The sequence below is a fragment of the Streptomyces monticola genome (assembly GCF_042665355.1).
GTDB classification, from domain to species: domain Bacteria; phylum Actinomycetota; class Actinomycetes; order Streptomycetales; family Streptomycetaceae; genus Streptomyces; species Streptomyces monticola.
This window is the reverse complement of sequence record NZ_JBHTCF010000005.1, coordinates 13774-26837: the sequence shown is the minus strand read 5'-3', so window position 1 is coordinate 26837 and position 13064 is coordinate 13774. Positions and strand designations below refer to the sequence as shown.

Genomic DNA, 13064 nt, shown 5'->3' with positions numbered 1-13064 from the left:
GTCACTGCCCTTCGGCAGCCGCGCTGCGGAGCCAGGCGAGGCCCTCACCCGGGAGTGCGATGCTCTTGCCTGCTTCCACACCGAGCTTGCGCATCACCTCACGCAGCTTCAGGAGGGCATCGTCGAACGCGTCCTCGTCGAGGCTGCCATTCCCCCGCGACATGACCAGATCGGTGATGCACTGCTCAAGGTCCTTGGCGGCATCGGTTACGCGGTCAGGGGCGGCCAAACGCTTCTTGCGCAGCCGGAAGTCCTTGCCAGCAAACTCAATGGCCTCGTTAAAGACATCCTCCAGCTCCTTCAAAGCCGCGGACGCTGCTGCCAGCTGAGTCGCGGGAGCCTTGCTCTGGGCAACCTGTACCGCCTTGGCCTGCAGGAGCGAGTCAGTCAGAGCCCTTGCGGCAGCGACCGGCGCTCCAGCGGCCTCGACAGTCCTGTTGAGGCCGGGGATCGCCACCGCCATCGGCGCCGCCTCAGCCTTGGGCCTGACCGTTTCCGGCAGACGCTGGTCGAGGTAGCGGGCCTGGAAATCAGGTCCGATATAGCGGACGTCCGTCTTAGCGAAGTCGAGGACGATGGCCGACAGCCGCGCTTCCTTCAGGAGATCTGCCCTCTCCTTGTTCTTGGCACGCTCTTTGGAGTAGGCCCGGTACAGCTCGAACAGCTTCTCCTTGGCGTCCTCGAAGTCCATGAGCCTTAGAGACAGCCCTCCGGCCTCGCTCCGCTTCACCAAGTCACGGAGCTGGCCCAGGATCCACACGTCCCGTTCCACCGCCGGCGTCGTGGTATGGAAGCTTCGGGCAATCTCTGAAAGCTCGCGGCCGAACTCCAGCTGCTCCCCTACGGCCAGCAAGTGGTTGATGTAGGAGTAGGGGCGACGCTCGTCGTTGCGAAGCTGGAGCGAGAGTTCCACCGCGTGGATATCCGCCCATGTGCACGACGCCGGCAGCACTCCCACCCTGATATTGAGCGCGCCAAGCTCCTTGAGCGCGGCACGGCGGGTGTTGGCATTGACCAGAATGCCCTCCCTTGTGATCAAGCCAGGCTCGGTCTGACCATGATCGCGCAGGCTGGCTTTGAGGGCATCGAAGTCCGGATCACGCTTTGTCGGGTCAGCGGGCATCGAGGTGAGCAGGCTCTGGAGATAGTCCTGGCTCTCTTCGCTATACGGGTCCGCCTTCAGGGCGGCCTCATGCTCCGGATCGTGGCTGCTCTGGGCACGGATGCGGTGCGTGCCAGGGTTGTAGAAGAGCTGGGACACAGGCATGTCGATTACCTCGATATGCCGACGCTGCCCCCTGAACTCGACCGTAAGGGTCTCTGGCACACCCTGTCCTTCGTGCACTTCCTTCAGCCGCTGTTCGACCAGCGCTCGGTTCTCATGAGCGAGCGGCGGGACGCCGAAGTCGACGGACATATCCTGTTCCTCCAACAAGGTCTTCATCAGGCTGACCGAGGATCGAGAGCTGCGGGGCGACGGCCTGCCGCCCCGCAAAGATGGCGCACTGGGCCCTAGTCGCCCAAGCCCTCAATGAACCGGTCGCGGGAATCCGCCGGCAAGGTGCGGTAAGCGGCCCAGAGGTCCTCGAGCTCGCTGAATCCGCGTGCGTCCTGGGCCACCCAGGCGGAGAGGATCTTCTTCTCGTAGGCCGACAGAGCCTTGAGCCGGCCAAGCAGTCCTTCAAGGTCCACGGTCAGTCCGCGGTTGCCGACACGGCACCGGTTGCATTCGATGACCAGCTGGACCTCACTCTGCCCGTCCGGCAGGTTGACCGTGCGGCGGGCCACATCAAGCTGCGAGGCCACGTCAGTACCCACGTAGGACTCACCGGGGCCGATGCCGCACGAGCGGCACTTGTGACCGTCGCGCATCAGAAGTTCGTGCCGCTGCGCGGCAGAGATCGTGGCGCCGGCCCTGCGGGTCGCCTTGCCCGGCTCCCAGACCGGCTCGCCCTGCGCTACGAACCGCTGCTCATTCGCCTCAAGCGTCACGTCCTCACGCCTGGTATGGATCTGCCAGTCGAAGTCGCGAAGATCCCTCATGCGCCGGTCGATCTGCGCCACCTCCGGGAACGCGTCCCGCAGCTGGCCCTTGGTGAAGGTCGCTCCAACCCCCACTTCCTGTACGAGCCACAGCGCGGCCCTCTTCATTGTGCCGAGGTTCGTGTCCCGCCAGGACGGCATATCCGTGTGCACAGTCCACCTTCTCCCGTTAGATCCGCTCCGTACGACGCGCATGCCCACCAGCACTGGCCCGGCGGGAGCCCTCGCCGATCCCCTAAAACTCAACTCCATCGAACGGCTAGGACGGAAGCAGTTCGCTGTCCCAACAAAACTTGGGACAGAAGTCCCACCCGCAGCAGGGAGAAAGCAGGCCACAATCGCTGCCAAGGCAAGGAGCAGCAGCGCACGTAGACGAGCAGGCATGTGGGGAGCACAGAAGTGCCGAAGCGCGGGCAGTACAAGGATCTCGACTTGCCGCCTGGCCCTGCGCGTGAGCTGGCGGAGATCACGCGAGGGCTCGGCGCAGCAGTCGGCAGTATGTCGTTGTCCGAGCTCAGTGACCGTCTCCAGAAGCATGGGCACGCTCGCAACAGGCGGCGTTTCATATCGAGGTCCGTGCTCTCCGACATGTTCAACGGGAAGCGGCGCCGCCCTCAGGCGCCCCCGTACCGAACCCTGTACGACCTTGCTTCGGAAGCGGCTGCGGGGCAGAGCGACTCGCTACCTGTGTCCTGGGAGGACATAGAAAAGAAGATAGAGGAGGTCCGCAGCACCAGAGCGGGGCGGTTCTCCGCGACGCGAGAGCTGCGATGCGCGAGGTGTAGCGCAGTGGTCCGGCTCGAGCCGCAAGCCTCACCGGAAGCAGGGCCGGCTGATCGGACTGCGAGCGCAGGCATCGCTTCCTCCAGACCCGAACAGAATGTGTTGCCGGTCCCCCTAGGGGAGGGGGACCGGCAACATCAGGAAAGCCACTCTGAAGCTGCGTTCTGGCCAGCTGTTGACGACCTCGCCTCGCATATTGCGGCTGGCCGCTACGAGGCCGTCGCAGTCATCCTGGATCACGCAGCGACGATGGCCGATCCCGGCGAGACCGCCCGAGCGATGATCTCTTGCCGGACGAGAGGGCTGGACGAAGCAGTCGAGCACCTCCTGAGGAACGCTTCATACCGTGACGCACGGGAGATCATGGCGATCGCAAGATCCCTGATCGGCGCCCAATACCCTTCCACCGCCGAGGAGTTACTGGAGCGCGCGACCGCAGGTGAGCAGGGCTATCGTCACAACGCTTACTGATCCACTCTGCGCGGACATGCTCAGCACGCCCTGCATCTCGTCCATCGCGACCAGCAGGGCCCGAGACCCGCGCCGGCAGCCCCTCAACGGCACGCCGTCGGGCTCATTTCCCCACCAGGCCTGCCGGCCACGAGGCCGTCCCCCGGAAAGGGCTGTCCAGCCGGCACGGGCGGCGAACGCCCGTGGCGTTATGAATCCCGCTGCCTGACGGATCTCCGAAGGCTTCTGCCCAGGGTTTTGCGCGCTTCCTATACAGCCGAGGAAGGTGAAGCAGTCACTTGATGCACCCGTGTACCCGTGTACCCGTGTACCCGTGTACCGCCGCTGAGCCGTGTCAGGACAACCGGTATTCCTCGTGCGGGACAGCGCGTTCCCACACCGACTCAAAGGCCGTTGAGCACAGACGTACCAGTGCCGGATCTGCCGTACGCTCCTCATCTCCTTCGGGCGACAGCTCCCCTTCCCCGGTGAAGTGCAGGAATACGACGAGGCTCTCGTCGAACAGCCAGAAATCATTCCCGGGCAGCGCGAGATCCGAAGCTCTGCGCCGAGGCAACCAACGCACCTGCTCTCCGGCCTCGACGTTCCCGGCCGTCACATGGTGCTCGAAGCGGATGTAGTCCGAGACGGGCTCGGACACGATCCGCGCCCGACGTACCGTGACGCCCCGGCCGGTGATCTCCCGCATCAGCGCGAGCCAGGGACTCTTCTCCTGGTCCAGGTAGCGGGACTGGTCACGCGTACCATCCCGCCACGCGAGGTACTCCGGGTCGGACTGCATATAGCCGTCCCGCATCTCCAGATGCACGGCAGATCGCTTGGCCAGCCGGAACAACCCTTCAAACGTGGGCTCCTCCACCGCCGTTCACCTCCGGGAAGAACTGCATCATGCGCTTGGGAATTTCGACGACGGTCTCATGGTCCGGCAGGTCAAGCTTCGACAGCCGCTCGCCGTCCAAGACCTTCCAGCCCTGAACCAGGTAGTTGTCCGTCGCATCGTCGTAGTAGACGGTCGGGGACTTGCCCTCCGGCGAATCAGGGTCCTTGCCCAGCAGATGCAGAGCCACGGTGTCCTCCATACTCTGGCCGGCGATCTCTACCTCTGAGCTTGCAGGCAACTCTCCCGTGACGCACGCAACTTGCGGACGCTTGCAGGGATTTAAGGTTGCTGCGGGAACTCGCCGAAGTGGTCGAACTCCCCCGCCCGTACGCCCCGTACGAAGGTCTCCCACTTCGTGCGGGTCGTCGTGAGGATCGCCTCCGGCGCGGTGGGGGTGCTTAGGCGGACCGTTTCTCCGGTGTGGTCGAGTATCAGGCCGGAGCGTGGGGCGGGGCTCCGGCCGTCCTTGAGGGCGCGCAGGAGGGCGGCGAAAGTCTCAGGAGTGGTGGTGAGCGTGCCCCTGGCGGGGTCGGCGCTTTCGGTCAGCAGGATGGTTGCTTCGTGAGTGGCGGCCACATGGACGCAGGCGTCGCCCTCCTGGCAGTACGAGGACTTCTGCCAGTCGTACGTGTGCATGTACATCCCTTCACAGTTCCTGAGCGATGGAGTGGATCAGGTCTCGTGACTTCTCGGGCCCGAGGGCGATGGACTCCACGACGTCCAGCAGGCTGCGGTACTTCGCCAGATGAGCTTCGGAATCGAGGAGTACAGGGCCGTGGAACTGGTCCAGTTGGGCCGTGTCGAGCTGCGGGACTGGCCCGTACAGAAAGTTGATGGACTGGCCCGAGCCCGGGAACGCCCCGACGTCGAAGGGCAGTACGCGGATGGTGATGTGGTCGCGTTCGCTCATATCGAGCAGGTGCTGGTGTTGCGCGCGAGCCACGCTCCTGCCGCCCACTCGCATACGCAGAGCGGCTTCATGGATGACCGTCCGGTACGGGAGCGGATTCGATCGGTAGATCACGTCCTGCCGCCGCACGCGGTGCGAGACACGGTGCTCGACCTCAGGCGGCGTGGGCGCGGGGATGACGTGACGAATGATCTCGCGGGCGTGATCGGCGGTCTGGAGCAAGCCGCCGATGTGGGAGGTGTAGGCGGTACGAATGGCCGTCGCGTGGTGCTCCAGTTCTGCCAGGTCGATCAGGCCCGACGGCAGCACCTCGCGGGACGCCTCCCACCAGCCGCGCGTCTTGTCCGTTGCCATGCCGACCAACGCGTCGATGAAGGTTTGATCCGAGCAGGAGTACGCGTACGCCATGGATCGTAGGCGGTCCTGACTTACGCCGAACCGAGCCGACTCCATGTTGCTGAGCTGCCCTTGGCTGATTCCAAGCGCACGAGCCGCCTCCGTGGCGGTCATACCCGCCCGCTCCCGCATCTTGCGCAGCTCCGCCGCAAGCCGAAGGCGTCGGGCGGTTGGGGCAGGCCTGGTCGTCACGTGAACTCCTCTTACGTCACCCCAAGTTGAGGCTGTCACCCACACGAGGGCATTCTGCTGAAGTTTTCTAGATTCTCGCAAAAGTTATTTGCCGAGACTCTATCTTGTTCATCAGGCGCCCACCCCGGAAGCGCACCCCGTGACGACGGCGGCACAGCCACCGGGAACCCGAAGAGACCTCACCCTCCAACTTCCCTCCACATCCGGAGACTTCCGATGGAAACCGTAACCCCACCCTGGGCCTACACCCTCCAACTCCCGCACGATCCACGCGCACCGGGGATCGCCCGCATCACCCTCCGCGCTGTCCTCGACGCACACGAGATGTCTGAACTCCTCGACGCTGCCGAGCTGTTGGCCAGTGAGCTGGTCACCAACGCGCACCGGCACTCCCAAGGGACGTACACCCTGCGACTGCGTCCCATGGCTCCCGAGCGTCTGCGCGTGAGCGTGTGGGATACGAATCCCGAGATTCCCGCGCCGTTCCGACACTGGCACGCGCCGCGCCCCGTGCCGGACACCGACGAGAGCGGGCGTGGCCTGTTTCTCGTGCAGCACTGTGCGGACCGGTGGGGTGGGTACCAGCTCGGGGACGGCATGGGCGGATACCCCGGCAAGCTGCTCTGGGCCGAGTGCGCGACCTAGCACCTAGCGCCTAGCCCTGCCCGGAGGCCCAGCTGAGCGCGGTCCCCACGAGACCCGTGGGCGACAGAACCGCCCGCACGATCTCCAACGCACCCTCCCGCGAGCCCCGTTCGCCCGTCCCCAGCACCTCGCGTACCGGATACGCCACATCCTCCAGCGCCCGTGTGCTCAGGTAGTACGCCATCCGTGACGGGTCCGGCGCCGCCGGGCCGTAGCCCTCCGCGAACCACCCCTGCTCCTCCCCCGTGGCCAGGGCCCAGGGCAGTACCCCGCCGCCCACCACGAACATCAAGTCCCGCTCCCGGGGGGCCACCACCGCGTCGTCCCAGTCGATGAGCCACAAACCCTCCACGCCGAGGAGGACGTTGCCCAGGTGTGGGTCCGCGTGGCACAGGACGTACGGGGAAGAGGGCTCGGCTGTACGCAGCGTGCCGGCCAGGCCGGCCGCCTGAGCCGCGAGGAAGGACAGGCGGTCCCAGGACGACAGCCACAGGGCCACCGCCTCCCTCGTCAGGTCGTCGTCCTGGGGCTGCGTGCTCCGCGCCAAAGCGTCCATTTCCCCTACGTACGCCAGGAGTTCGGACGGATCGTACGACTCGCGCGGCAGGTCGGGGGGTGGGGGCGTCGCGTGGACCCTGGACAGGAGGTGACCGAAAGCCTGCCACTGGGGCCTGGACAGGCCCACGGACATCGCGTGGGTGTCCGCGATCCACGGGACCATCGACAGACGGCGGCCGTCCCGTACGGAGAACAGCTCGCCCGTGCGGGTGCGGACCGGCGGCGGCACCCCTCGTACGCCCCGCGAGGACAGCCACGCCGCTACCCCCACACCCGCCGACGTGCCGCCCGCCGACAGCTTCACCGCGTAGCGCGAGCCGTCCACCGCCGTTGCCTCCCACAGGCGGGCCAGTTCGTCGGCGCCGTGGTGTACCTCCGTCAGGGAGGTGAGCGTGATGCCGAAGTCCTCCTCTACCCATGCCTGAGTGTTCATGGGCGCAGCCTGCCAGGCCCCGACCCGGACAAGCCATGAAATTCCGCCCGCGTTAGCCTCAGGCAGGAACCAACAGAAACAAGCAGCCAACGACCGCCACGGAGGCCCCCATGCCCCAGATACCCTCAGCCGCCACCGCCGCCACCGGCCTGATCGGCGGGTACGCCGTCGCCCGGTGGACGAAGAAGCGACCGCTGGGTGGGGTCGCGCTGGCCGCCGCGGGAGCCGTGGCCGCGCGGCAGTGGCAGCAGCGGACCGATACGAAGACGGCGGTCGCCCTCACGGGGGCGTACGTCGCCGGGTTCGGCGCCGCCCACCCGCTGGCCAAGAAGGCCGGGGCCTGGCCTGCCGTCGCCGCAGTGGCGACCGGCGTGGCCCTCGCCTCCTGGGTCGTGGCGGACAGGAAGGCGTAACGCCTACGCCGCCGGGTGCCCACCGACAGAAATCCCCGCCGGCAGGCCTACGCCGCCGCCGGGTGCCCCGGTGACAGAAACACCAGAACCTCGTTCTCCGCGTCCGGCAGCGGCCGCACCTCGCGCCAGCCCAGGCGGCGGTAGCTCGCCACCGCGTTCTTCGCGCGGCGTGACATCGCCACCCAGGCGCGGCCCGAGGGAGCGTCATCGGCCAGTTCGGAGAGCAGGCTGCGGCCGAGGCCCTGGGGGCGGGCGTGGCGGCGTACCGCCAGCTCGTCCAGTTGCAGGGCGCCGGCGAGCAGCTCCTCGACCCGTTCGGGGCCCAGTTGCGACGCCACCTTCGCGTAAGTGCGCGTGTCCGGAAGGGACTTCGGGGTCAGCCAGGCGATGGCGAAGCCGTCCACGCCCAGGCGCGACTGGGCCAACACCGTGCGGAAACCCGGGCGTTCGGCGTCATTGCAGAGCCGGTAGTGGAATCGCTGAATGGTTTCCTCATCCTCGTTCCAGGGCGGCTCGGAGAACACCTCTGCGTAGGCGTCCACCAGGTCTTCCACGAGGTCGAGGACCGTAGCTCCGTAACAGATCACCTGTGCTGCTCCTACTGCTCTGCCTGCTCTGCCTTACGGCGGGTCCGACGGGTGTCAATCTAGGCCGTTTCGGAGATCTACGGCGCTGCGGGAGAGTTGTGAGATTACGGACCAACCCCTCAGCGATCTTCAACTGGCGTGCGCGAAAGGCGAGATGAGCTTGGACATCCGGGCGCGCGCCCCTCTCGTCCGAGCCGCCGAGCCCGCTCCGACTTCGCTCAACTCCCGGGCGTGTCGCGGCGCAGAAACACTCGTCCCGCCACGGCCGCCGCCAGCACTCCGCCCGCGATGAGCGCGGAGAAGAAGACCCACGCCACGGGCCACGGCGACGCGTCCTTGCCCTCGTGCGTCGCGAGGGAGATCAGCATCAGGATGATCGGGGGAGCTGCCACCAGCGCCAGCGTGCGGGCGACGCCGTCGCGGGCGCCGAGATAGCCGCCCAGCGCCAGCAACACCATGGCGAGGGCCGCAACGCCCGAACCCGTCACCGGAGTTGTCTCCTGCAGGTCTCCCGGGTGCTCCGGCCGGTTACGCAGGTCCCAGGGAAGGCAGAGGAGGTACGCCGCCGCCGATGCCGCCGCCGTGGCCAGGCGCAGGGTCCAGCGCTCGACGGCCGGTCCGTCCGCCAGCGGCTTGAGGAACGGCGCCCTGTTCCCTCCGGTTGCTCCCGTCATGGTTCCAGTCATACCCCCAGGGTGCGCGTGCCGCGCGGGCAAGACCTGAGTACCCGTACTCAGATCCCCGTCAGCCCTCCCCCAGTTCCCCCCAGTTCCCCCGTTCCCCGTCAGCCCCCTCAGACCCCCGAATCGGCGCCGTCCGGACCCGCGAAGCCCCTGAACGTCACCCGGTACGCCCGCGGCGACACCCCAAGTGCGGCCTGGAAGTTCTGGCGCAGCGACGTGCCCGTGCCGAAGCCCGACTCCGCCGCGACGCGGTCGATCGTGTGGTCCGTTTCCTCCAGCAACTGGCGGGCGCGTTCCAGGCGTTGCTGGGCCAGCCACTGCATCGGCGTGAGGCCCGCCTCCTCCCTGAAGCGGCGGCTGAAGGTGCGTACGCTCATCGACTCCTGTGCCGCAAGGCCGGCCAGGGTCAGGGGCTCGGCCAGGTGCGCGAGGGCCCAGGCGCGGGCGGCGCCCGTGGAGGAGACCGCGGGTTCGGCGACCGGGCGCGGGATGTACTGGGCCTGGCCGCCCTCGCGGTGCGGCGGCACCACCGTGCGCCGGGCCACGTCGGCGGCGACCGCCGCGCCGAAGTCGCGGCGGATCAGATGCAGACAGAGATCGATGCCCGCGGCCTCGCCCGCCGAGGTGAGGACGCGGCCCTCGTCCACGTACAGCACCTCGGGTTCCACCGCGACCCGCGGAAAGCTGCGGGCGAACAGGTCGGCCGACAGCCAGTGCGTGGTGGCGCGCAGGCCGTCGAGCAGACCGTGGGCGGCGAGCACGAAGGCGCCCGTGCAGATCGAGGCGGTGCGCGCCGACCGCGGGACGCGGTCGAGGGCCTCGGCGAGGGCGGGCGGCAGGGTGCCCGCCGCCACGTACGACTCGTCCTCCTCGTGCGAGGCCGGCACCACGACCGTGTCGGCGCGGGCGAGCACCTCAGGGCCGTGGGCCGCGTGGATCGGGAAGTCGGCGTCCGTGCGGATCATGCCGGGCTCCACCGCGCAGGTCACCACGGAGTACAGCGGCTCACCGCCGGACGACCGCCCCGAACCGCCGGACGAGGACGACCGCGCCGAGCCGAACAGCTGGTGCACCAGGCCGAGTTCCATGGGGAGTACGCCGTGGCGAACGAGGACGGCGACCGTGTGCGGCCCGGTCGGCGCACCCCTGTAAGCCCGTACGGACCTCTCGGCACCCTCACCCCCCGAGCGCATGCGAGACCGCATAGATCGCAAGGCCCGCCAGCGAGCCCACCACCGTGCCGTTGATACGGATGAACTGCAGGTCACGGCCGATATGGGCCTCGATCTTCTTCGAGGTGTGCTCGGCGTCCCAGCCCGCCACGGTGTCCGTGATGAGGGAGGTGATCTCGTTGCGGTACGTCGTGACCACGTACACCGCGGCGTCCTCGACCCAGCCGTCCACCTTGAGCTGCAGCTTCGGATCGGTGGCCAGGCGCCGGCCGAGGGAGAGCAGCGCCGACCGTACGCGCAGGCGCAGTTCGCTGCGCTCGTCCTCGGCGGCGGAGACGATCATCGCGCGGACCGACGACCAGGCGGAGGCGATCACGTCCTGCACCTCGCCGCGGCCGAGCACCTCGCGCTTGAGGCGTTCCACACGGGCCCGGGTGTCGCTGTCGGACTGCAGATCGGCGGCGAAGTCGGTGAGGAAGCGGTCGATGGCGCCACGGGCCGGATGCTCGGGCATGTCCCGCATCTCGGTGACGAAGCGCAGCAGTTCCTTGTAGACGCGCTCGCCGACCCTTTTGTCCACGAAACGGGGCGTCCAGCCGGGCGCGCCGCCCTGCACCGCGTCCATCACGGAGTCGGCGTGCTCCACCAGCCAGTCGTGGGCGCGGACACAGACCAGGTCCACGACGCGGTGGTGGCCGCCGTCGGCGACGACCTTGTCCAGGGTCTTGCCGAGGCCGGGGGCGATCTCGGCGGCGTCGGCGCGGCGGGTGATGGCCTCACCCACGACGGCCTGTACATCGGAGTCCCGGAGCACGGTCAGGGCGCCGCGCAGGGCGGTGGAGAGTTCGGCCGTCACGCGGTCGGCGTGCGCGGGCTCGGCCAGCCAGGCGCCGAGCCGGGAGCCGAGGCCGACGGCGCGCAGGCGCTGGCGTACGACCGCTTCCGAGAGAAAGTTCTCACCGACGAACTCGCCCAGGGAGACGCCCAGCTGGTCCTTTTTCGTCGGAATGATGGCGGTGTGCGGGATGGGCAGGCCGAGGGGCCGCCGGAAGAGCGCCGTGACCGCGAACCAGTCGGCGAGCGCGCCCACCATGCCCGCTTCGGCGGCCGCGGCGACATAGCCGGTCCAGGCGCCGGCGCCGGAGTTCTGCGCCCACTTGGCGAGGACGTAGACGACCGCGACGAACAGCAGAAGTCCGGTGGCGGTGGCCTTCATCCGACGCACACCGCGGCGTTTCTCCTCGTCGGCGGCGCTGTACGAGAAGCCGCCGCCCCCCGAAGGGGTGCCGGATGAGTCCTTGTTCAGCGGGGAATGCTGACCCATGACAGGTTCACCCGCTTCTTTCCCTTTTGCGCTTTCCATCCACTCCACCCGATCGACCGTCCCCCGATGCAGTGTCCCTAACGTGACCGACTCCTGGAACGAACCACGAGTTCCCAGCGTCTGTTCGGGCGGGGGGTGCCGTGCGCGAGCTTCGGGCCCATGCCGCAAAATGGGATTGTCCAACTGGAGCCTCGGGCTCCCCTGCCCGAGGAGACACAGCCCGCATGACCAGGCGCAACGGTTATGCCCTCTTGGCCGCGCTCGCGGCCGTCGTGGTGCTGATTTCCACGGCTATATACGTCGGGTTCTCCGGCGACGGTTCGGGGGACGACACACTGCGCGCCGGGTCGCGCACCCCGCAGGGCTCCGCGGCGCCCGCCTCCTCGGGCTCCTGGGTCGGCACCTGGTCCAGCTCACCGGCGGCGGCCGAGCCGCGCACCGAGGACGGCTTCGCGGGCCGCTCCATCCGCAACGTCGTGCACACCAGCGTCGGCGGTACGGGCGCCAGGATCACCCTGTCCAACCTCTACGGCCGTACGCCGCTGTCCATCACGCACGCCTCCATCGCCCTCGCGGCCGCGCCCAGCAACCCGACGGCGGCGGCCGGGACGCTGCGCCGGCTTTCCTTCGGCGGCAACCACTCGGTCATCATCCAGCCGGGCGGCCAGGCGGTCAGCGACCCGGTCAGGCTGCGGGTGCCGCACGACGCCGACCTGCTCGTGACGACGTTCTCGCCGACCCCGTCGGGCCCGGTCACCTACCACCCGCACGCCCGGCAGATCTCGTACGTGGCGAACGGCGACCGCGTGGAGGACCTGCGCGGCGACGCGTACACCGAGCAGAGCCCGTTCTGGCGCTATCTGTCGGCGGTGGATGTGCTCAGCCGTGAGGCCGAGGGCGCCGTCGTTGTCATGGGTGACTCCCTCACCGACGGCGTGAGCGCCACGATGGGCGCCAACGCGCGCTGGACGGACGTCCTTTCCGACCGGATGCGCGACGAGTCGGGTGCGCCCCGCTACAGCGTTCTGAACCAGGGCATCAGCGGGAACCGGATACTGTCCGACGGTCTCGGCCGCCCCGCCGACAACCCCAGCGGCCTGTCCCGCTTCGAGCGCGACGCGCTGTCCCGTACGGGAGTCAAGGCCGTGGTCATCGCCCTCGGCGTCAACGACATCCTGCGCACCCCGCAGCAGGTCTCGTCCGAGAAGATCGTGGACGGTCTGCGCGAACTCACCCGCCAGGCGCACGCCCGCGGCCTGCGCGTCATCGGCGCGACCCTGATGCCGTTCGGCGGCCACCGCGGCTACACCCCGCAGCTGGAGGCCGTGCGCAAGCAGGTCAACCAGGAGATCCGCAGCGGCAAGGTCTTCGACGCGGTGGTCGACTTCGACCGTGCGCTGCGGGATCCGTACGCGCCGGAGAAGCTGCGGGCGCCGTATGACTCGGGGGATCATCTGCACCCGAGCGACGAGGGCTTCAAGAAGATGGCCTACAGCTTCAATCTGGCCCAGCTGAAGGGGTCGGTGCCGGCGGAGCTGTAGGTTCTCTCACCTGTTGAGGGTGCCGTCGTCCAC

The 13064-nt window shown here is 68.1% G+C and carries 15 protein-coding genes; 4 read left to right on the top strand and 11 right to left on the bottom strand.

Annotated elements, in window-relative coordinates:
* Position 1 precedes the first annotated feature (1 nt).
* Both ACFQVC_RS13865 and ACFQVC_RS13860 read right to left on the bottom strand, forming a co-directional pair.
* Entirely contained in the window at positions 2-1444 is a 1443-nt protein-coding gene (locus ACFQVC_RS13865) for a transcriptional regulator (protein ID WP_465270592.1), read from the bottom strand.
* Positions 1445-1512: 68 nt separating this feature from the next.
* Positions 1513-2196 (bottom strand): hypothetical protein, encoded by a 684-nt coding sequence (locus ACFQVC_RS13860; RefSeq protein WP_381830634.1) that lies wholly within the window; start codon positions 2194-2196, stop codon positions 1513-1515.
* A gap of 636 nt (positions 2197-2832) precedes the next feature.
* On the opposite strand from ACFQVC_RS13860, the gene ACFQVC_RS13855 reads away from it, so the two are divergent.
* Positions 2833-3297 carry a hypothetical protein gene (locus ACFQVC_RS13855; RefSeq protein ID WP_381830632.1) on the top strand — a complete coding sequence of 155 codons (465 nt, stop codon included), beginning with the start codon at positions 2833-2835 and terminating at the stop codon, positions 3295-3297.
* Between the two features lie 334 nt (positions 3298-3631).
* Here the strand turns inward: ACFQVC_RS13855 and ACFQVC_RS13850 are convergent, their stop codons facing one another.
* From ACFQVC_RS13850 to ACFQVC_RS13835, 4 genes are all read right to left on the bottom strand, one after another.
* Complete coding sequence (locus ACFQVC_RS13850) at positions 3632-4093, bottom strand: DUF6879 family protein (protein WP_381831038.1); 462 nt, start codon at positions 4091-4093, stop codon at positions 3632-3634.
* A 43-nt stretch (positions 4094-4136) separates the two neighbouring features.
* The gene (locus tag ACFQVC_RS13845) at positions 4137-4364 is read right to left on the bottom strand and encodes a hypothetical protein (RefSeq protein ID WP_381830631.1); all 228 of its coding nucleotides are present in this window, start codon (positions 4362-4364) and stop codon (positions 4137-4139) included.
* Between the two features lie 92 nt (positions 4365-4456).
* The gene (locus ACFQVC_RS13840) at positions 4457-4819 is read right to left on the bottom strand and encodes a DUF397 domain-containing protein (RefSeq protein ID WP_381830629.1); all 363 of its coding nucleotides are present in this window, start codon (positions 4817-4819) and stop codon (positions 4457-4459) included.
* A 4-nt stretch (positions 4820-4823) separates the two neighbouring features.
* Positions 4824-5675 carry a helix-turn-helix domain-containing protein gene (locus tag ACFQVC_RS13835; protein WP_381830627.1) on the bottom strand — a complete coding sequence of 284 codons (852 nt, stop codon included), beginning with the start codon at positions 5673-5675 and terminating at the stop codon, positions 4824-4826.
* Between the two features lie 216 nt (positions 5676-5891).
* Between ACFQVC_RS13835 and ACFQVC_RS13830 the strand changes: the two genes are divergently transcribed.
* Positions 5892-6320, top strand: a complete 429-nt coding sequence (locus ACFQVC_RS13830) for an ATP-binding protein (RefSeq protein WP_381830625.1) — start codon at positions 5892-5894, stop codon at positions 6318-6320.
* Positions 6321-6330: 10 nt separating this feature from the next.
* Here the strand turns inward: ACFQVC_RS13830 and ACFQVC_RS13825 are convergent, their stop codons facing one another.
* Positions 6331-7311 (bottom strand): phosphotransferase enzyme family protein, encoded by a 981-nt coding sequence (locus tag ACFQVC_RS13825; RefSeq protein ID WP_381830623.1) that lies wholly within the window; start codon positions 7309-7311, stop codon positions 6331-6333.
* A gap of 110 nt (positions 7312-7421) precedes the next feature.
* On the opposite strand from ACFQVC_RS13825, the gene ACFQVC_RS13820 reads away from it, so the two are divergent.
* Complete coding sequence (locus ACFQVC_RS13820) at positions 7422-7724, top strand: hypothetical protein (RefSeq protein WP_381830621.1); 303 nt, start codon at positions 7422-7424, stop codon at positions 7722-7724.
* A 47-nt stretch (positions 7725-7771) separates the two neighbouring features.
* Here ACFQVC_RS13820 and ACFQVC_RS13815 read toward each other — a convergent pair whose 3' ends face one another.
* From ACFQVC_RS13815 to ACFQVC_RS13800, 4 genes are all read right to left on the bottom strand, one after another.
* Positions 7772-8311 carry a GNAT family N-acetyltransferase gene (locus ACFQVC_RS13815; RefSeq protein ID WP_381830619.1) on the bottom strand — a complete coding sequence of 180 codons (540 nt, stop codon included), beginning with the start codon at positions 8309-8311 and terminating at the stop codon, positions 7772-7774.
* 218 nt (positions 8312-8529) lie between these two features.
* Entirely contained in the window at positions 8530-8985 is a 456-nt protein-coding gene (locus ACFQVC_RS13810; RefSeq protein ID WP_381830617.1) for a hypothetical protein, read from the bottom strand.
* A 119-nt stretch (positions 8986-9104) separates the two neighbouring features.
* On the bottom strand, positions 9105-10082 hold the full coding sequence (locus ACFQVC_RS13805; protein ID WP_381830615.1) for a GlxA family transcriptional regulator: 978 nt from the start codon (positions 10080-10082) through the stop codon (positions 9105-9107).
* An 88-nt stretch (positions 10083-10170) separates the two neighbouring features.
* Positions 10171-11490: a DUF445 domain-containing protein gene (locus ACFQVC_RS13800; RefSeq protein WP_381830613.1), complete on the bottom strand. Its 1320-nt coding sequence runs from the start codon at positions 11488-11490 to the stop codon at positions 10171-10173.
* Positions 11491-11714: 224 nt separating this feature from the next.
* Between ACFQVC_RS13800 and ACFQVC_RS13795 the strand changes: the two genes are divergently transcribed.
* Positions 11715-13031 carry an SGNH/GDSL hydrolase family protein gene (locus tag ACFQVC_RS13795; protein WP_381830611.1) on the top strand — a complete coding sequence of 439 codons (1317 nt, stop codon included), beginning with the start codon at positions 11715-11717 and terminating at the stop codon, positions 13029-13031.
* The last annotated feature ends 33 nt before the right edge of the window (positions 13032-13064 follow it).

Excerpts from the sequence above, each read along its gene's own strand:
- ACFQVC_RS13805 (WP_381830615.1), bottom strand. The coding sequence starts at position 10,082 with ATGGAACTCGGCCTGGTGCACCAGCTGTTCGGCTCGGCGCGGTCGTCC.
- ACFQVC_RS13810 (WP_381830617.1), bottom strand. The coding sequence starts at position 8,985 with ATGACGGGAGCAACCGGAGGGAACAGGGCGCCGTTCCTCAAGCCGCTG.
- ACFQVC_RS13825 (WP_381830623.1), bottom strand. The coding sequence starts at position 7,311 with ATGAACACTCAGGCATGGGTAGAGGAGGACTTCGGCATCACGCTCACC.
- ACFQVC_RS13830 (WP_381830625.1), top strand. The coding sequence starts at position 5,892 with ATGGAAACCGTAACCCCACCCTGGGCCTACACCCTCCAACTCCCGCAC.
- ACFQVC_RS13865 (WP_465270592.1), bottom strand. The coding sequence starts at position 1,444 with ATGAAGACCTTGTTGGAGGAACAGGATATGTCCGTCGACTTCGGCGTC.
- ACFQVC_RS13800 (WP_381830613.1), bottom strand. The coding sequence starts at position 11,490 with ATGGGTCAGCATTCCCCGCTGAACAAGGACTCATCCGGCACCCCTTCG.
- ACFQVC_RS13820 (WP_381830621.1), top strand. The coding sequence starts at position 7,422 with ATGCCCCAGATACCCTCAGCCGCCACCGCCGCCACCGGCCTGATCGGC.
- ACFQVC_RS13850 (WP_381831038.1), bottom strand. The coding sequence starts at position 4,093 with ATGCGGGACGGCTATATGCAGTCCGACCCGGAGTACCTCGCGTGGCGG.
- ACFQVC_RS13840 (WP_381830629.1), bottom strand. The coding sequence starts at position 4,819 with ATGTACATGCACACGTACGACTGGCAGAAGTCCTCGTACTGCCAGGAG.
- ACFQVC_RS13795 (WP_381830611.1), top strand. The coding sequence starts at position 11,715 with ATGACCAGGCGCAACGGTTATGCCCTCTTGGCCGCGCTCGCGGCCGTC.